Source organism: Crocosphaera sp. XPORK-15E (assembly GCF_034931425.1).
Taxonomy (GTDB): Bacteria; Cyanobacteriota; Cyanobacteriia; order Cyanobacteriales; family Microcystaceae; genus UHCC-0190.
This window is the reverse complement of record NZ_JAYGHQ010000017.1, coordinates 1-18514: the sequence shown is the minus strand read 5'-3', so window position 1 is coordinate 18514 and position 18514 is coordinate 1. Positions and strand designations below refer to the sequence as shown.

Below are 18514 nucleotides of genomic sequence, written 5' to 3'. Positions count from 1 at the left end.
TTATCATTAATTAAAGTGCAGGGTGTGAGTGTGAATTATGAAAGAGTTATTGATTTCTCAGGTATCAACGTCCCCAGACTTTATCCCGTTAAACCCTGAAATTTCTATTATTATTCCTATCTTCAATGAAGCAGAAACCCTGGAAAACTTAATTGATACTATTGCTACTTATTTAAGTCATCACCTTTCCTATGAGATTATTTGTATCGATGATGGTTCCCAAGATGGTTCAACAGAAAAGTTACGCCAGTTAGCGAACCAAAGAACTGATTTAAAAGCAATCATTCTACGGCGAAATTATGGTCAAACTCCTGCTATGGCCGCCGGGTTTAACTACGCTCAAGGGAAAATTATTGTCACCCTTGATGGAGATCTACAAAATGATCCGGCTGATATTCCTCGCTTAATTGCTAAGCTCAATGAAGGCTATGATTTGGTCAGTGGTTGGCGTAAAAATCGTCAGGATGATGCCTTAACTCGTCTCCTTCCCTCGAAAATTGCTAACTGGATCATTGCTAAATTAACAGGGGTACAACTTCATGATTATGGTTGCTCTCTTAAGGCCTATCGTGGGGAATTAGTGGCCGATCTGAATCTTTATGGCGAATTACATCGCTTTTTACCGGCCTTGGCTTATATTGAAGGGGCGAGAATTACAGAGCTACCTGTGGGGCATCATCCCCGTCGCTTTGGTAAAAGTAAGTATGGCTTGGGGCGCACTTTTCGGGTTATCATGGACTTGTTGACCGTTGTGTTTATGAAAAAGTTTTTGACCCGTCCCATGCACGTTTTTGGTTCCCTTGGATTGGGGTTAATGACTTTAGGCTTACTCTTTGGTGGCTATTTAACTGTTCTCAAGTTATGGGGAGAAAATATTGGTACTCGTCCTCTCTTAATTTTGGCAGTATTGTTAACCCTAACTGGGGTACAATTATTGAGCTTTGGGTTATTGGCTGAGTTGGTCATGCGGACTTACCATGAGTCCCAAAAACGCCCCATTTATCGGGTTCGGGAAATCATTGGTCACAGAGTAAAGGGTTAATTATGGGTAAGGTTTGGGAACTAGATTTTTATTCACGACCAATTTTAGATGAAAATAATAAGAAGCAATGGGAAGTTTTGATTTGTGAAACTCCCACTGATACCACGCGATCGCCTGATAATTGTTTTAGATATAGTCAGTTTTGTACCCCAACAACAGTTAACTCTCTATGGCTCAAAGAAGCGATAGAAGCAGCTATTACAGAAGCGGGGGAAACCCCTAGCAAGATTCGCTTTTTTCGTCGTCAGATGAATAATATGATCGTAAAAGCTTGTGATGATGCGGGTATTCCCTCCGCACCAAGTCGCCGTACCTATGCCCTTAATCAGTGGCTAGAAGAACGTCAATCTAAATTTTATCCTAATTATCCTGGTTATGACCCTAAAGCCGTTCAATCAGCTTCTGTGGGCTATCCCCTCTTGGATGCTATTGCTCTACCAGATGCAGTGCGGGGGGATAAGATGGATAAGTGGGCGTTTGTCAGCCTTGAAGCTGCTGCCCTAGAAGATATGAATGAGTGGAATATTGGCTTTGGGGAAGGCTTTCCCATCTCCCTAGCCGGATTATCCCCTGATACCCCCATTCCTGGCTTGATTATCTTCTCAAAACGCGCTCTCCCTCTGGCGGGGTGGATGTCAGGACTGGAATTAGTCTCTCTCAAGTTACAAGCCCTACCTAGACCCATTCTTCGCTTGGAAACTGGGTTAAATGATAGCTGGATCTTGGTTAATTTGACGGATGATCGCAGTTTAGCTGAAGGCCAAGGGTTTGAAGCCACCAAGGAAAAGGCCCAAGGGGTTCATTTTCTGGCTATTCAGTCTAGTCCTGATGTAGAATCTTTTGCCGGGTTTTGGTTGTTAAAAGAAGAATAGGGTGTCTTGTTTTCCCTGAGAACATCTTGACGGGAAACAAGGAGTTTACAGGCGCACACAGATTCCCAATCCTACCGTTACTATCATTTATAAATATACAAAAAAGTAGCATGGTTTGTCAATGCTTCGACTCCGCTCAGCATTGACCCTGAGAGAAGCCGAAGGGTCAACCCCTTTCTTTCGTTACTTAATGAGAATAATTCTCGAAATTTTTGCTCATAGTGAACTATTTTTAGGGCATTTGGTATCAAGGACTACGGTTTTGAGGCGAAAAATATATATTAAAAATACAAATGTGTTACATATTTTTTATAAAGTGAGGCTTATTGTAAAATCTAAATTGAACGAATAACAATGACAGGGTATGGTTTAGATGGTATTTATTCGGTAAAATGTTTTATTTATCAATAAAAATCAAAAAATTATGCAAGAATCTATTTTTAGAAAATCTGCCATTCCTGTTGCTATTGGTAGCATTATAATGGTCATTATCTTTGGGGTAGCCTGGTTTAGAGATCGGAATGATATTTATACGTTAACCTTAGCAACAGGCAGTAAAAGTGGTCAATATTATGCCTTTGGACAGGCCTTATCCAAGGTTGTTACGAGACATAACCCTCACATTAAAATCAAAGTAATAGAAAGTAATGGGGCTGTGGAAAATGTCAAATTGCTTCAAGAAAAGAAAGTTCAATTAGCTTTAGTGCAAAGTGATACAAGCGTCAGTCCATCAACGAAAGCCGTGAGCTTTCTTTTCCCAGAAATGTTTCATCTGATTGCCCGTAAAGATTCGGGAATTAAACAAATCAAGGACTTAGAGGGAAAGCGAATTGGTTTGATGCCTCAAGGGAGTGGTTCTCATACCATGTTTTGGGTATTAAGTGAGCATTACCAATTAGATAAAACCAGACTTAAAACAAGGTCAATGATGCCATTAGAAGCACATGAGGCATTAAATCAAGGGAAAGTTGATGCCTTATTTCGTTTAGTCGCTTTGGGGAATTTTGCGGTTATTGAATTATTACAAAATCCTCAATTAGAATTACTGCCCATTGATCAAGGTGCTGCCCTTAAATTAAATTTACCAGCCTTAGAAGAAATTATAATTCCTAAAGGAGCTTATAATGGTGCTGTTCCTATTCCACCGCAAAATTTATCAGGGGTTGGGGTGCGAGCAGTTTTAGTGACTCGTCAAGGAATTAAACAGGAAATTATCTTTGAGATTACCCGAATTTTATATGAAGCGAGAAATGATTTAGTCAAAGAATTTCCCCAAGCAGCAATGATTGATGAACCGAACAATTATCGTAATTTAGGGTTTGCGTTTCATCCAGGGGCATTAGATTATTATAATCAAGGTAAACCTAGTTTTATTGTGGAATATGCTGAACCCATTGGGTTATTCGTTTCTGTCTCTGTCTTATTTATTTCAGGAATTTGGCAATTACGTTTATGGTTAAAAGGAAAGCAAAAAAATCGGGCTGATTTGTATAATTTACAATTACTAGAAATTATTGCCAAAATTCAAAATATTGAAGATTTAGATCAATTAAATCAAATTCGGTGTCAACTGTTAGAGATGTTAGAGAAAGTGATTATTGATTTAGATAAAGATCTCATTTCTGCTGAATCTTTTCAATCCTTTACCTTTCCTTGGCAGATGGCTTTATCAAGTATCCATCAGAGGGAAACTTTATTAATTAGAAAACAACCTCAAAAAATGATAGGTGTGGATGAAAATTAAAACTGAAACAAGAGATTTCATCCTAAACTGAATTAATTAATTATCCATTGATAATTAAAGCAATAAAGGATGTAGGGTGGGCAATGCCCACCTCACTTTTATTTATCAGCAGTTACTTATCTAACTAGAGCTTGACTTAAATCCACATTAGTTAAATCAACCTCACTCATATTAACCTCAGTTAATTTAGCAGAAGCTAAATTTGCGCGACTGAGATTAGCCCCAACTAAATAAGATAATTCTAGATTGGCATCACTTAAATTAGCATCACTCAAATCAGCCCCACTCATATCAATTTCTGTCAACTGAGCAGAAGTTAAATTCGCATGATTCAAATTTGCTCTGACTAAATAGGATAAATTGAGATTAGCTCCTGTTAAATTTGCATAACTTAAATCTGCACCTTCCATATTAATTTCTGTCAGTCGAGCAGAGGTTAAATCAGCATGATTGAGATTCGTTTCTAACAAATAAGCAAAATGTAAATTAGCATTTTTCAAATTAGCATTTTGTAGATTAGCATTTTGCAAATTCACATCTTGTAAATGAGCATTTTCTAAGTTAGCACCCTCAAGATTGGCATAACTGAGGTCAGAATTAATGGCAGAGAGTTCAGAAATAATCGTATCTCCAATAATACCGATAACGCCGCTAGGAATGCCAAAAGGTAGGGGTGCTGCTATTGCACTCACTGTCCCACTAGCGATCGGGTTGCCCCCAACAACACCCACACCAAGAGCGGTGGTTAGGATAGGATTACCATTGAGAAGCCCTGTAATACCACCAGGAAGCCCCATCGGAATGCCAAAGGGCATGGCAGCGGTAACGGCGGTTAAGGCAGCAGAGACGGTGGGATTACCAGGATAATCTTGGCTAAAATCTGTGTTAGAGAGATTTGCACCTTTAAGATTGGCTTCACCCATGTGAACCCCTCGCAGATAAGCTCCGCTTAAATTAGCCCCTTCGAGGTTAATTCCTTTAAGATTTGCCCTTTCCCCATCATGGGCAGTGAAGTCAGCCCCTTGGAGATTAGCCCCATTTAAGTTAGCTTTTTCCAGACTTACGCCCCGCATTTGTGCGCCTTGAAGATTGGCATTGGTTAAAATAATTCCATCCATGTGTGCATGGACAAGATTTACTCCTTCTAAATTAACCCCACTCAAATTAACCCCATCAAGTTGAGCATTTACCAAATTAACCCCACTCAAATTAATGCCATCAAGTTGAGCATTAATTAACTGAGCATCTTGTAAGTTAGCTCCTTGCAGGTTAGAATTTTTTAGATTAGCTCCTTGTAAATTCGCATTGTGCAAATTTGCTTGTTCTAAATTGACTCCTTCTAAGTTAATATTTTGAAGATCAGCATCTTCTAAGTCGCAACCAATGCAAGCTCTTGTTTGTATTAATTGTTGTTGGGGAGTGAGGGTTTCTGCACTAACAACAGTGGTTAAGGATAAGGAAGTTAATACAAGAAGTGTGGTGAGAGTTTTCATGATCTTTTCTCTTAGTTGCTATGAATTTTAGATATTTGAGCGAAAAACTAGAATTAAACAATAGAAAATTAGTGAAAATACTAGCAAGTAATTCCCATAAACTATCTGATAATTCTACTAAGTTAACTCCTCACCCTTGACTTAAAAGAATTTCTTAAGTCAAGTTCTATATTCTGACTATGCCCTTGATAGTAACCATAATTAAACAAAACTTTAAAAGTTTATAACTGTCAATATCTCTTAATAAAAAAACTTTATATTGTCGTCTAAAAAGACTTTGAGTAAAGGATTATATCAATTGCTCTCGGTAATTATAATTAATAAGCTGTACTTCTGACTTGCTAAGACGCATTTTAAATGCGTCTTACTGAGATCTTGCATCATGATTAAAAAATCACAAAACCCCGATTTTTCAAGACAGCAAATCGAGCATGACTTCCTTGCTATTTGCTAAAAAATCGGGGTTTTCAAGCTAGGTGCAAGATCTATATCATGGTGTTGCCAGAGGACTCCCGTTAAATTTCTCAGTAAAAAAAGACTCACAGAAATTAACGGGAGAGTGTCAACTAACTAACTACAGATAATCCTTTAGATGCTAACCATTCTTGGTTATAAACACGAGACTGATAACGGGCCCCACCATCACATAAAACCGTTACAATGGTATGACCTGGCCCCATTTCCTTAGCCAAAGCGATCGCCGCCCCCACATTAATACCCACAGAACCGCCCATAAATAAGCCTTCTTGGTACAGTAATTGATAGATGACCCTCAAAGCTTCATGATCATCGATTTGAATGGCATCATCAATGGCAACCCCTTGCATATTAGCGGTAATACGACTGTTACCAATGCCCTCAGTAATGGAACTGCCTTCGAGTTTAATTTCCCCTGTTTTCACATAACTGTAGAGTCCACTACCCATCGGATCGGCAACAATACATTTGATCTCAGAGTTCTTCTCTTTAAAAAATAATGCCCCTCCTGCGTAAGTTCCCCCGGTTCCGGTTGCTGATACCCAAGCATCAATTTTCCCGTCTGTTTGCTGCCAAATTTCGGGGGCTGTGGTTTCATAATGGGCCAGTCGGTTGGCTAAATTATCAAATTGATTGGCCCAAATCGCGTTATCTAATTCTTGGGCGACTCTACCCGAAACTTTGACATAATTATTCGGGTCTTTATAGGGAACAGCAGGAACTGTTCGTACTTCTGCCCCCAATGTTCTCAAAAGGTCAATTTTTTCTTGAGATTGGGTGTCTGGAATGATAATTAAGCATTTATAGCCTTTCGCATTACAAATATGGGCCAAACCGATACCCGTATTCCCTGCCGTACCTTCGACAACAGTTCCCCCAGGTTTGAGTAGGCCTTTTTTTTCTGCATCTTGAATAATATATAAAGCAGCCCTATCTTTAACAGAACCCCCAGGATTGAGAAATTCTGCTTTGCCTAAAATTTCGCATCCGGTTTCTTCACTAAAACTGTTGAGTCGAATTAGTGGTGTATTGCCAACTGTACCAACAAAGCCGTCTTTAATGTCCATAGTCTAGGGTAATTCGGTGGGCAAGTGCATCCGTTGTCGGGATAATCTATATTAATAATATCAGGCAGTCGCCCCATTATTATCGGCTGAATGTTAGATTTCTTGATACTCAATCACCGTCACAATAGCTAGACTAATTTCTGTCAATTTGTCAGGGGAAATTTCTCCTCTTAGGGGAAGATGATTAATCGTCAATGATGTCACCTGCTAAAAATTCTTTCCAGTCTGTATTCTGTTGGTAATGAGCTTCGAGATCGGCTGCTTGTTGACTTAAAATTCGACGGCGTTCGGAAAGAGGCAGTTTGAGAAAGGCACGACGTTGTTCTAAGGTAAGGGGAGATTGAATTTTCTCTGATTTGAGTTTTTGATGGTACATCTTATGAGGGAACTGAGAAACAACTAACTTAATTCTAGCTAAATTCCTGTTCATTTGATCTTTCTGCTTAAACTGGTTTGAAAGCTCAATAAACGTAACCATAACCCAGGATACTGCTTTTCTAGCAATTCTGAAAATGGCTTTAAACCTTGGGAAAACCAAGCAGAAAATAGTAAATTTTTGAGACTATCACGGGTAAAATCAAAGTAAGAACCCAACCAACGAATTAAGTCTTTATTACCTGCCATTTCCCAGATCCAAAGTAATAAAATGGGATTTTTTCTGGCTGCTTTTAAAGCAAGTCTGGTGAACATTAACCAAGTCGTTTTGTCCTTAATAAAGGTTTCAGAAACGTCAGGGGGAGAGTCTGCTAATAACCCAAAAAAGGTATTTAACATGGCATTAATTCGCTGTGGTGGCAAAGTTTTTCCTGTTGGCACCATCATGCCTTTAGAAAATAACCAAGTTACGGCTACATTACTTTGATAAGCGCGAATTTGGTTCAAATCTTCCCTGGTTAATTGGTCATGTTTTAAGGCAAAATCTAATAAACGGGTTAATCTGCCTAAATTGCGGACAAGGGAACCAAATCCTGTAAAAATTAAGGGAGATTGTAAAGAAGCTGCATCTCCGATCGCTAATAGTCGATCAAAAGCTACCTTGCGATCACTTTTCCCTACTGTAAAATGGCCAGGAATATAGCCAAAAGTTGGCTTTTTCCAGGTTAATTCTTCTAAATTACAACGCCGATATTCGGGCAAAATATGGAAGAAATCTTCATACATTTCCAATAAAGATCCAGGATTTTCAGCATTAACTTGATGATAATGAAACAAATAAAAAGTTAATTCTTTACCTTCCCCTGGAAACAATTCCCAAATCAATTGTCTTCCGCGAGAAATATCCCCATGAGAATTTAAAACATCCCCATATTTTGCATCCCAAACTTCCTCCGATAACCCTTCAATTACTGCCCCAACTGTTGGACAAACACTGTCAAACGTTCTTTTACCATTGAGTTGCCAGGCAATGGGTGAAGTTGTCCCCATAGCATCCATCAATAATCTGCCTCGGACTTTTTTGCTTTCTTTCGTGTCTAAATCAACTAATTCAACTGTTACCCCATCAGGATCAATATTAGCCTTGACAAATTCTGTTCTTTCCCAAATATCTCCCCCTGCTTCCCGTAATTTCTTACCACATAAACCTAAAAATTTAGTTGAATCAATAGCAATATTTAACACCGTTGGGGTATGCAAAACATCAGATTTCAAATGGGGAGGATTATTGCCATCAAAAAACTTACTAAATCCATCTACATATTCCCGCGCAATAATGGATTCAAATTCATCCTTTGTAAATAATCCTAACTCAATTAAACTCTGAAATTCTGAACGGGAAATATTCCATTCTCGGTTCATGCGTCCAAAGACTAACCTTTCCACCAATAACACCCGATAGCCCAATTGTGCCATGACTGCTGCATGAATGCCTCCTAAAGCCCCCCCAAGATAGATTAGGTCATAGTTAGTCAAAGACGTTTCATCGGCGGTATTTTGCAGAAAAATAACCTGTTGCGGTTGTTGCGGGTTCTTAACATTTTCTCGCCACCGTTTTTCCCACCAGTAAACCCGTTGTAAGTCTGTCTCCCCTTGGGGCATTTTACGGAAAAAATGCACCGTTTTAGGATAATAAGGGGCTAATGCTGCAAAAATTGATGTTTCCGAGGGTTCTAATTTTGGTAACTCAGAATATTGGGGAGGAAACTCCTGTCTCATCTCTTGCTGCAACTGCATACAAACATACTGTTCGCGGGGGAAAGGTTTTTCACCCCAACGAAAGATTTTGAGATAGGTGGTTCTTTGCACTGACCAGACAAAAATTGATAATTCAGTTTCTGGAATTGCCTGAGTCGAGGATGAAGAAGGATTTACAGCTTGCAAGCGAATGCCATCTGGTGTAATAATCTTGTTTCCGACGATTGGTGTCCATTGCTGTTGTAACCAGCGACAGACAAGGGGAGTATCAGGGGTTGGAACTTCTATATAGATAATTTCTTGCATTTCGATGTGTTAAGAAAACCAAAATTAAGCAAAAGTACAGATCACAGTTGGTTGAAAGTACGCTAAGCTTTCCGTTACTGTATTCTGAAAGTACACTTAAAAAAAGTTTACATTTTCCTGGTCGATTCAAATTATCCAATATTTTTTTACCCGTTATGCACTATCCCATTCCTGCCAGTCCAGAAGAAATATTTGCTTTACGAAGCAGACCAGTCGATGAAGAAATGATCGCAGTTGCCATTACTGGGGTTGTCAATCTTGCCCGTTCTCAGGGACAATCCTTGGATGAGTTAACGGCTGAAGTTTTGCAAGAAGACCCCATGTTAGATCGGGTTCAACGTCGTTGGTTGAGTGATTTAGTTGAACAGGCATGGCAAGCACTACCTTAAGGAAGTCATTCGTCAACCCACCCTACCCTCCCAGGAGGGGAAGTCATTCGTTAAAAGTTTGTTTTTATTCGCCTATCATAAAAAAGGTTATAAGTCAAGTATTTTTGAGTAAAATCTCTAATTTTTTAACAATATCTTCAAATTGATCTAGGGTTTTGGGTAAATCATCAACCGCTAATTCCTGTATTTGTTGGGTTAATATTTTTCCGTAGTTAAGCAGGGGAGGATATTGATATTCTTCTCCCCAAGCGTTTAATTTTTGGGCAAATTTTCGTAAATCACGACGAATCATCGTCTTACATAATTTTTGGCAATTTTCTCGTTCTTGATCGCAATTATCTAAGAGGTGTTGCAACATTTCTCTATTGTCTGTTGTGATCAAAATCGTGCTTTCATCAGATGCAGGTTGCTGCTGAGTTTCTGGGAGTAATAATTGTATGGGGGGAAATATTTCTCTTAATTTTAATACTAATTCCGACCGACTGACAGGTTTTCGTAAAAATCCATCAGAAACATTTTTGAGGTTTTCTTCTTCATTTTGTAGCAGAGAAGCGGTAATAATAATAATAGGAATATGTTTAGTTTTCGGATTGTTTTTTAAGAATTTAGCGGTTTTTTCTCCATCTAAATTAGGCATTCTCAAATCCAGTAAAATTAAATCGGGGAGATATTCTAGGGTTTGATCAATTGCTTCTAAACCATCAGTTGCAAACCTTAGATAATGGTGACTATTCATCAAATAGTTTTCGATTAAATCTCGATTCGATTTTTCATCATCAACAATTAGAATTTTTAAGGCAGGAAATTGATAAAAATCTTGCTCAAATCTGGTGATGTTTTGTACAGATTGAATTGTTTCTAAAATTGTAATATTAGGAAAAATAAAGGTAAAAATACTACCCTTTCCCAGTTGACTATAGAGATTAATTTGTCCTTGTAAAATATCAGTCAGTTTTTTTGTAATTGTCAGTCCCAAACCTGTCCCTTCATATTGTTTGGTACTACTTTCTTCAACTTGAGTAAATGCGTCAAAAATTTTGTCTTGTTGATTCAAAGGAATACCAATTCCTGTATCTTCTATACTTATTTTAATTGTAGTTTTTATCTCGTCATTAATTTGGTCAATATTACCAAGGGTATTGACTTTAATTTTAATATATCCCTGATCAGTAAATTTAATCGCATTGCCTACAATATTAAAGAGAATTTGACGCAAACGAACTTCATCAAATAAGATAATAGTCGGAACATTTGGGGCAATTTCTAGTTGTAAATCAAGCCGTTTTTCTGTGACTTTTTGTAAAAAAATATGATAGATTTCTTCAACCAATAAAGATAGATTAACAGGGACATAATTAACCGATAGTTTTCCCGCTTCTATTTTAGACAAATCGAGAATATCATTAATTAAAGCTAATAGGGTTTTTCCCGCAGAATTAATTGCCCTTACCTGGGAAAGAGTCTGAGGATCAATAATTGAGTCTTGCAGTAACTCACTAAACCCTAAAATCGCATTCATAGGGGTTCTAATTTCATGACTCATATTCGCCAAAAATTCACTTTTTGCTTGGTTAGCACTTTCCGCTTTTTCCTTCGCTAATTCTAACTCAATTGTTCGTTCTTGGACTCGTTTTTCTAATAAGTTAAAACTATCTTCTAATTGTTTTGTCATCAAGTTAAATGATTTGACTAATTCTCCTAATTCATCTTCTCTATTTATATCTATTTCTTGATAGTTTCCTTCTCCAATTTTCTTGGCACTTTCATTGAGTTTTACAATGGGATATGTCACCCATTTAGCAGTTAAAACACCAATAATAATAGCTAAAATTAATGCGAATAAACAAAGAACAATAGTATTATAAGTATTTTGATTGATTTTTCCCATGAAATCTGATTCAGGAACTACCACCACAATTAACCAATCTAATCCAAATTTATCTTGCCAGGGAAGCACTTGAATAAATTGGCGATCGCGGTTAATTTTAATGGTCAATTGTTGAGGTTTATTAATGCGATTAAAGTTATTAAATTTCTTTTGTAAATATTGAGTTGTTTCTTGAATTAACTTATCATTAATATCAATTGCAGCTAAGCGTTGAGGCTGATTATTTTTAATAATAAAAGGATTTTGTTGAGAGGAACTAGCCACCAAGTTTCCTGACCGTTCTATAATATAAGTTCTTCCTGATTTACCTAAATTTAAACCCCGTAAAAAATCACTGATTTGAGCAATAGTTAAATCCGTTGCTAGTATTCCTTGAAATGTTCCTTTATTATCATAATAAGGCTGACCTAATGTAATTGCTAAAGTGGGAGGACTCACCCAAGAATAAATATCAGTCCAAGCGGGTTTATTCGCTTGTTGAGGAACCAGATACCAAGGTCGAATACGAGCATCAAAATTAGGAGAAACTTTCAACAGTTTGCCCCGTTTTCCTTGGGGATCAATTTCATAAGTTCGGAGGGTTCCAGTAAATTCTGTTAATTGATAATTAAGGGTTCCATCATCATTAACTGCAAGACCGACAAATTCCCCATCTTTACTACCAAATTGAATATAACTAATTAAAGGAAAAACCTTACTTTGTCGCCAAAAATGAGGTTCTATTGTTGGCAGATTATTGAGATCTAAATGTCCTAAATCTAGAGCATTTTTGTTAAGTTTATTAACTTGATCTGGGGCTTCTAAATAATCTTGAAGACGGGCAGAAATTCGGTTAGTAACCTCTCCTATTAATTGATTAGCTAAATTATTAACCGATGCTTGTCCATTGCGAAAAGAAATATATCCAACTAATCCAACTGTCCCCACAATTTGTAACACAAATGGAACAATTAATACTGCTTGTAATGGCAGCTTTTTCATGAGTCGGTTAGTTCTTTTTAGACACATTCTTATCAATTATAATGAAGAATAAAAAATATAACTACAATTCTTAACTTATCCTAATCATCCAAAAGTGTACCAATTAATTCAGAAATGCTACTAATGGGAAAAATGGGGATTTGTAACTGGGTAGAAAGTTCATCAATTGTCATGTCATCTAAAAAACAAGTATCATCATGTTTGAGCATAACTGATGGCAATAAAATCCCATTTCCTAGGTCTTTATCCTTCAACCCTGACAGTAAATCTTGACCCGTTAATAGTCCTGTAACTGTAATTTCTTGCCCCCAATAATTACTACGTAAAGCGGCTAAATTAATTGTCAAATTTTCAACCCGGTTTAATTGTTTAACTAAAGGTTGAAAAGCTTGTTCAACTGCATTTCCTACTACCCAAGTTAAGTTTTTTGGGGTATCTATTTTTGAGGGTAATAACTGGTTTGCTGTTGTTTGAAATTCCTTAATAAACTGACGAATAGAACCCACCCCGTTGCCAATTTGGGGATAATCTTCATAATGAGATTCTGGGGGTAATTCTGCTTGAGCAATTAAAAACCATTCATCGGCTAACCAAGCAAAATTACTGCCCAATTTATGATAAAATTGTTGTTGTAAGCTTTGTACCTGTTTAATGACTTCCTGGGCTTTTTCTGGACTAACTGGGATTAATTCATCTTCCTGGGGACGAAAACGAGTTAATCCCACAGGAACCACTGCTGCGGAGATAATTGTGGGGATTTCTCCTTGATGAAAACTAGCTAAATTAAGCAAGGTTTTTTCTAAATGAATATCATCATTAATACCAGGACAAACTACCACTTGTGCATGAACTTGTAAGCGTCTTTCTTGAAACCATTTAAACTGTTCTATTATTTGTCCTGCCCGATTATTTTTTAAGAGTTTAATCCTAATATCTGCTTCCGTTGCATGGACAGAAACAAAGAGAGGAGACAAGCGCATTGCTTCAATTCTATCCCATTCTTTTTCTGTCAAATTAGTTAAAGTTAAATAACTCCCATAAAGAAAACTCAAACGATAATCATCATCTTTTAAATACAAACTATCTCGCTTACCTGGAGGTTGTTGATCAATAAAACAAAAAGGACAATGATTATTACATTGCATTAACCCATCAAATAAAGCCGTTTCAAACTCCAATCCTAAATCATCATCATAGTCTTTTTCTAGTTCAATTTGATGAGTTTTTCCCTGGGTATCTAATACCTCTAATTCTAAAAATTCCTCGGCACATAAAAATTGATAATCAATCAAATCACGGGGTTTAGTGCCATTGATAGAAATAATGGCATCACCCACTTCAAAACCAACTTCTTCAGCAATAGAATTCGGTAAAACATAACTAATTTTAGCGGGACTAATACTTAGGTTACTCATGGTTAAAAATAAAATAAGAAACAGTATAATTGGTCTGTTTAATAAGGCTCATCTATTTACCAATAATATCTTAAAAATAGGGTTCTACTAAACCTAATGGACTGACAGAACGAATTTTGTGCATTACGATGAGGTTTGTAGTAAGCCCTCACTACGAACTTAATCTATACACTATTTTAGCTGTGTCAATCCACTAGGATGTAAAAGAATTTAAAATCAATGAATTGTAAATACTGTATCTTAATTAAGAGGAGGAGAAGGAGAAATAGGATCAATAATGGAAGAACGTGGCGTAATTTTACTTGGTTTTTCTTTTTCTATGGCAATAATTTTCCTTTGCAGTTTTGTTACTTCTTGCTGTAACTGAATCAGCCGATTTTCTAAACGAGAAACATTTCTTTGATTCGTTTGCTGATTCATCTGTTCAACGGCCATTAATTCAGCTTGAAGTTCCTCTTTTTCCCGTCTTAAAACATTAATTTCCTGGGTTAAGGTTTGTTCTAATTTCTCAAATTTAGACTGTTTTTGAAACAACTCAGGAAAACCGTCCCCTAATAAAAAAACGCTCCCCATGCCCACAAAAACGCCCCCTAAACCAACGGCGATCGCCTTGACAATACGACCACGCCATTTTTGGTAATTAGACAATCTTGCCAGCAAATTTAAAGCCTCATCACAATCAGGTTTAATCGCTAAACATTGACGAATTCTCAAGCGAATATTATTGGCATCTTCCCTGTGATGGGTTTCTTGCCAACGTCCCATGTGAGCAGATGCTAAACTTAATAACATATCCAGATGAGAGGGATTAAAGGCCACCGCTTCTTGTAACTCAGCGATCGCATCATCCCAATGTTTCAAGCGCATATACCCTTGAGCGCGAATATAATGATCATTGGACTTTTTTTGTGCGGCCTGGATTTCAGTGGGTTCAATACCTAATTCAGCCGCAATTGTTTCCAATTCTTCGGTTGTCGGAATTCGCTGACTAGAGTGACTCCATTCTGTCACTCGCTCAATATAATTTTCAATGACATTATTTGAGACATTTTTGGCAACTGATGTCATTTTTACCCTATCTCCTACGCCTGAGTTAAGCCTTAATCCATCATACAAAAAATTAATGATTAATTAAAATTGTAACGTTTAACCTTGGGCCATGGTGCGAATAATATCCCCTTGGGTGAGAATACCAATGATTTTTGTCTCACTATCATCAATAACGGGTAAACGACGAACTTTCTTTTCGTGCATGAGATGGGCAGCTTCCCGCAATGATTGAGAAGATTTAATGCTAATGGGTTTTGCTGTCATTACTTCCCCAACGGTTTGCCCTAATGCTTTATGAATTTCTTGCTCATGACGGGCGGGATTTTGTAAATAAATTACGCTATCGAGAATCATAATATAAGGCGGGGTGTCTACTCCCGTTTCTTGCCACATTAAATCCGTTTCAGAAATAACCCCAACCAGCTTACCGTTTTCATTAACAACGGGCAAACCACTAATCCGTTTTTCCGCTAAAATTTTGATGGCTTCGGATAGGGGTGTTTCTGGCGTAACCGTAATGGGGTTAGGGGTCATTACATCTGCAACAATCTTGGTCATGCCTTACCTGGGAAACAGTTTGATTGGGTACTCCGCTCCATTGTAAGCAATTTTTGAGCCTAAACTTTCAGGGAGTAACGAGATTGTTACACAAAAAAAAACAGTTAGTTGTGTCAATTAGCTTGATGAGATGTGATTGTCTGCCTTATGGGATGCAGGAATATTCAATCACCCAGATTCAGACTAAAATGTTAGCTGACTAAAATATTAGTCTGAATCTGTTTCTCTTCAGCTAAGCACAGCGATACTAACTGCTCCACTGTTGTTCCCTAACCACCTTCTATCTTCTAGGAAATGACTGAGATAAACAACCGAAGTTTAGGCACTTAAGGACAGAAGTTAAGAAAATTCTTATAAAACCCCCCAATTACCCTTTAAGACTGGATTTGAAGGATTTACTCACAACCACACTATCCTGTCTTAACTTCGGAAATTTGGGCTTAACTTCCTTATCTTCTAAAATTGGGTTAACTTAAGTGAGAGAATGGCCACAACTTGAACAAAAGCGATCGCCTGATGTCACTGAGTTACCACATTGACTACAAAAACGTTTCTGAGTTTGGGATGTTTCTCCCATTCCCATAGTCATATTGCCCATTTTCATCGTCATAGGGTTCATATTCATCTGCATATCTCCCATTTTCATCGGTTGCATGGGTTTCATGGTTTCCATTGGAGAAGTAGAAACTTGAGTGACTTGCTCAACGGGTAAAGGTGAAACATTACCTAATGATGGGGAAGCTTCCATAATGCTCATACTGTTTCCCTGAATTTGGATCAATTTGTCTCCCGTTGCTGTAGTCAACTTGATCATAATTCCTTGGGATATTGGGTAAATTTGTGGGGGTAATGTCCAACTTCCTGTCAAAAAACCACTACTTGATTGTTGTTGTTGCCCCATATTTCCACTGATAGAAGTAATAACCGTTTGATTACCTGAGTTTTCTAGGTAAACTTGATGATTAGGGGTGAGTTGACACACATAAGCCATAATGAACCTCCTTGGTTAAATGAATGTTATGGAGAGAGGGAAAAATGGGAGAAAATCAGGGCCCTTTTAGAAATTTGTGGAAAACTTTCAGCTTTTTACCGAGGAGAAAAATTGAGAGAATAAGTCAAAATATCAGAAATATAACCCTTTTCATCCTAAACATCTCAGACGACTTGTGGAAAACTTCAGAACTTTTTCCACACCTTTTCCACAGAAGTCGAAGTAAAGGAAGGAAAGATTTAAGAAATAAAAGGCAAATTTTAAGTCAAAATACAACTGATCTACTGTTAACATCTGCCAACTAGCCATGAAATTCGTTTGTAGTCAAAGTGACCTCAATAGTAACTTATCTTTCGTCAGTCGTGCGGTTCCCTCCCGTCCCACCCATCCCATTTTAGCGAATGTATTAGTCGTCGCGGATGCTCAAAAAAAACGGGTTAGTTTAACCGCATTTGATCTCAGTTTAGGCATAGAAAGCAGTTTTAGTGCTGATGTTACGGAAGAAGGAAAAATAACGTTACCCGCAAAACTTCTCAACGATATTGTTTCACGCTTATCAGAAGGGGAAATCACCCTAGTCGCTGAAGAAACTGAGGATGATGAAACCCAGTTAGTTCTTCTCAAGTCAGTCTCAGGACAATTTCAGGTGCGGGCCATGAACGCAAATGAGTTTCCTCCTTTACCTACCATTGAAGATGGGGAGTCTGTTCAATTACCCATTATCATGTTAACAGAAGGGTTAAAAGGGGCTTTATTTGCCGCTAGTAGTGATGAAACTAAACAGGTGTTAACGGGGGTTCATTTAACGGGAACCCAGGATAGTTTAGAATTTGCTGCTACAGATGGCCATCGTTTATCTGTGGTGCAAACTACTTTACAACCTAAAACCGATGAAGATGAGGCAGGAGAAACAGCAGAAATGCCCAATTTGGAAGGGTTTTCTGTCACCATTCCGGCCCGAGCTTTACGGGAACTTGAACGGATGATTGCTGGTCGCTCAGATACAGAAGCGATCGCCTTACAGGTGGATGAGGCCCAAGTGGTGTTTGAGTTGGGACAACAACGGTTGACGGTTCGTAAATTAGACGGGGCCTATCCTAATTATCAAATGTTAATCCCCAAAAACTTTAGCCGCACTATTAGTTTAGAACGGAAAAGATTGTTAACCAGTCTGGAAAGGGTGGCGGTTTTAGCAGATCAAAAAAACAATTTAGTCAAGTGTACTTTTGACAGTGAAGAAGGACAGGTTTCTTTATCTGTAGAAACCCAAGATTTAGGAAGTGCCAAGGAATCTATGCCTGCTGAAATAACGGGAGACAGTGGAGAAATTGCCTTTAATGTTAAGTATTTGATGGATGGTTTAAAAGCTTTACCCGCTAAAGAAATTCAGATGCAATTAAATGAGGGTAATCAACCCGTTATTTTTAGTCCTTTGGGTGGGTTGAAAATGACATATTTAGTAATGCCTGTACAAATCGTTAAATAATTTACTATAAGTAGTCGGACAACATTAAGTTTGACGGTGAGGTCAGGGAAAAGGCAAAAGAGAAAAGTTTCTGATTCCTTCCTATTTCTTAACAAAAAACTGTCTTATTATAAGCTGTTGTGCATTTAAACTGCTTATTTGTTAAATTGAAGTAAAGAGGGTTGTAGCTGTTTCCTTTTGCTTTTTGCTTTTTGCCTTTTGCCCTGCTAATACGCATTTTAAATGCGTATTAGCTTATGTCCGACTACTTATCGTTTACACAAATTTTGGCAATTCAATCAAGTTTAGCGGGTCAATGGTGTGAACTACCCACGCAGTCCGCGTAGCGACCTGCGGGGCTTCTAACTTCACAGGGGATTGCGTCTAACAAAACCGAAGTTTTACCAGTCCGTCTTACATCCCCTCCATTAGCAGTGTCGCTAGTTCAAGAGCGACAATACTTCGGCTCCGCTCAGCACAAGTATCCGTAAGGCTTCATTTTTGATGTTTATTGAGGCGTTTATGTCGCGGTCATGGTTAGTTTGGCAATGTTCACAAGTCCAATTTCTAATATCAAGAGGTAAGCTACCAACTTGATTGAGACAGACATTACAAGTTTTTGATGAGGGGAACCATCTATCAA

Annotated in this window: 14 protein-coding genes and 1 pseudogene; 5 read left to right on the top strand and 10 right to left on the bottom strand. The window is 37.8% G+C overall.

Annotated features, from left to right (window positions below):
- The first annotated feature begins 37 nt into the window (after positions 1-37).
- The 3 genes from VB691_RS18770 to VB691_RS18760 all read left to right on the top strand — a co-directional run bounded on the left by VB691_RS18770 (position 38) and on the right by VB691_RS18760 (position 3658).
- Complete coding sequence (locus tag VB691_RS18770; RefSeq protein ID WP_323293053.1) at positions 38-1042, top strand: glycosyltransferase family 2 protein; 1005 nt, start codon at positions 38-40, stop codon at positions 1040-1042.
- Positions 1043-1044: 2 nt separating this feature from the next.
- Positions 1045-1914, top strand: a complete 870-nt coding sequence (locus VB691_RS18765; protein WP_323293052.1) for a Tab2/Atab2 family RNA-binding protein — start codon at positions 1045-1047, stop codon at positions 1912-1914.
- 424 nt (positions 1915-2338) lie between these two features.
- The gene (locus VB691_RS18760; RefSeq protein WP_323293051.1) at positions 2339-3658 is read left to right on the top strand and encodes a TAXI family TRAP transporter solute-binding subunit; all 1320 of its coding nucleotides are present in this window, start codon (positions 2339-2341) and stop codon (positions 3656-3658) included.
- Between the two features lie 116 nt (positions 3659-3774).
- Here VB691_RS18760 and VB691_RS18755 read toward each other — a convergent pair whose 3' ends face one another.
- The 4 genes from VB691_RS18755 to VB691_RS18740 form a co-directional block, all read right to left on the bottom strand.
- Positions 3775-5151 (bottom strand): pentapeptide repeat-containing protein, encoded by a 1377-nt coding sequence (locus VB691_RS18755; RefSeq protein ID WP_323293050.1) that lies wholly within the window; start codon positions 5149-5151, stop codon positions 3775-3777.
- 566 nt (positions 5152-5717) lie between these two features.
- Positions 5718-6695 (bottom strand): cysteine synthase A, encoded by a 978-nt coding sequence (locus VB691_RS18750; protein WP_323293049.1) that lies wholly within the window; start codon positions 6693-6695, stop codon positions 5718-5720.
- A gap of 184 nt (positions 6696-6879) precedes the next feature.
- Positions 6880-7125, bottom strand: coding sequence for a hypothetical protein (locus VB691_RS18745; RefSeq protein WP_323293048.1), 246 nt, complete (start codon positions 7123-7125; stop codon positions 6880-6882).
- Positions 7122-9134, bottom strand: coding sequence for a flavin-dependent dehydrogenase (locus VB691_RS18740; RefSeq protein WP_323293047.1), 2013 nt, complete (start codon positions 9132-9134; stop codon positions 7122-7124). The genes VB691_RS18745 and VB691_RS18740 overlap by 4 nt, the downstream gene beginning before the upstream one ends.
- Positions 9135-9289: 155 nt before the next feature.
- On the opposite strand from VB691_RS18740, the gene VB691_RS18735 reads away from it, so the two are divergent.
- The gene (locus VB691_RS18735) at positions 9290-9523 is read left to right on the top strand and encodes a hypothetical protein (protein ID WP_323293046.1); all 234 of its coding nucleotides are present in this window, start codon (positions 9290-9292) and stop codon (positions 9521-9523) included.
- 94 nt (positions 9524-9617) lie between these two features.
- Here the strand turns inward: VB691_RS18735 and VB691_RS18730 are convergent, their stop codons facing one another.
- The 5 genes from VB691_RS18730 to VB691_RS18710 all read right to left on the bottom strand — a co-directional run bounded on the left by VB691_RS18730 (position 9618) and on the right by VB691_RS18710 (position 16406).
- On the bottom strand, positions 9618-12392 hold the full coding sequence (locus VB691_RS18730; protein WP_323293045.1) for a hybrid sensor histidine kinase/response regulator: 2775 nt from the start codon (positions 12390-12392) through the stop codon (positions 9618-9620).
- An 80-nt stretch (positions 12393-12472) separates the two neighbouring features.
- Positions 12473-13807 (bottom strand): TIGR03279 family radical SAM protein, encoded by a 1335-nt coding sequence (locus VB691_RS18725; RefSeq protein WP_323293044.1) that lies wholly within the window; start codon positions 13805-13807, stop codon positions 12473-12475.
- A 240-nt stretch (positions 13808-14047) separates the two neighbouring features.
- On the bottom strand, positions 14048-14875 hold the full coding sequence (locus VB691_RS18720; protein WP_323293043.1) for a hypothetical protein: 828 nt from the start codon (positions 14873-14875) through the stop codon (positions 14048-14050).
- 78 nt (positions 14876-14953) lie between these two features.
- Positions 14954-15415, bottom strand: a complete 462-nt coding sequence (locus VB691_RS18715) for a CBS domain-containing protein (RefSeq protein WP_323293042.1) — start codon at positions 15413-15415, stop codon at positions 14954-14956.
- Between the two features lie 472 nt (positions 15416-15887).
- The gene (locus VB691_RS18710; protein WP_323293041.1) at positions 15888-16406 is read right to left on the bottom strand and encodes a zinc ribbon domain-containing protein; all 519 of its coding nucleotides are present in this window, start codon (positions 16404-16406) and stop codon (positions 15888-15890) included.
- 307 nt (positions 16407-16713) lie between these two features.
- Here VB691_RS18710 and dnaN point away from each other — a divergent pair, with 307 nt between their 5' ends.
- Positions 16714-17892, top strand: a complete 1179-nt coding sequence (gene dnaN / locus VB691_RS18705) for a DNA polymerase III subunit beta (protein WP_323293040.1) — start codon at positions 16714-16716, stop codon at positions 17890-17892.
- Positions 17893-18184: 292 nt separating this feature from the next.
- Here the strand turns inward: dnaN and VB691_RS18700 are convergent.
- Positions 18185-18514, bottom strand: a pseudogene (locus VB691_RS18700) (zinc ribbon domain-containing protein); the annotation flags it as partial.

Bases quoted from the DNA above. Each gene is read 5' to 3' on its own strand.
- VB691_RS18770 (WP_323293053.1), top strand. From the start codon at position 38: ATGAAAGAGTTATTGATTTCTCAGGTATCAACGTCCCCAGACTTTATC.
- VB691_RS18765 (WP_323293052.1), top strand. From the start codon at position 1,045: ATGGGTAAGGTTTGGGAACTAGATTTTTATTCACGACCAATTTTAGAT.
- VB691_RS18760 (WP_323293051.1), top strand. From the start codon at position 2,339: ATGCAAGAATCTATTTTTAGAAAATCTGCCATTCCTGTTGCTATTGGT.
- VB691_RS18755 (WP_323293050.1), bottom strand. From the start codon at position 5,151: ATGAAAACTCTCACCACACTTCTTGTATTAACTTCCTTATCCTTAACC.
- VB691_RS18750 (WP_323293049.1), bottom strand. From the start codon at position 6,695: ATGGACATTAAAGACGGCTTTGTTGGTACAGTTGGCAATACACCACTA.
- VB691_RS18745 (WP_323293048.1), bottom strand. From the start codon at position 7,125: ATGAACAGGAATTTAGCTAGAATTAAGTTAGTTGTTTCTCAGTTCCCT.
- VB691_RS18740 (WP_323293047.1), bottom strand. From the start codon at position 9,134: ATGCAAGAAATTATCTATATAGAAGTTCCAACCCCTGATACTCCCCTT.
- VB691_RS18735 (WP_323293046.1), top strand. From the start codon at position 9,290: ATGCACTATCCCATTCCTGCCAGTCCAGAAGAAATATTTGCTTTACGA.
- VB691_RS18730 (WP_323293045.1), bottom strand. From the start codon at position 12,392: ATGAAAAAGCTGCCATTACAAGCAGTATTAATTGTTCCATTTGTGTTA.
- VB691_RS18725 (WP_323293044.1), bottom strand. From the start codon at position 13,807: ATGAGTAACCTAAGTATTAGTCCCGCTAAAATTAGTTATGTTTTACCG.
- VB691_RS18720 (WP_323293043.1), bottom strand. From the start codon at position 14,875: ATGACATCAGTTGCCAAAAATGTCTCAAATAATGTCATTGAAAATTAT.
- VB691_RS18715 (WP_323293042.1), bottom strand. From the start codon at position 15,415: ATGACCAAGATTGTTGCAGATGTAATGACCCCTAACCCCATTACGGTT.
- VB691_RS18710 (WP_323293041.1), bottom strand. From the start codon at position 16,406: ATGGCTTATGTGTGTCAACTCACCCCTAATCATCAAGTTTACCTAGAA.
- dnaN (WP_323293040.1), top strand. From the start codon at position 16,714: ATGAAATTCGTTTGTAGTCAAAGTGACCTCAATAGTAACTTATCTTTC.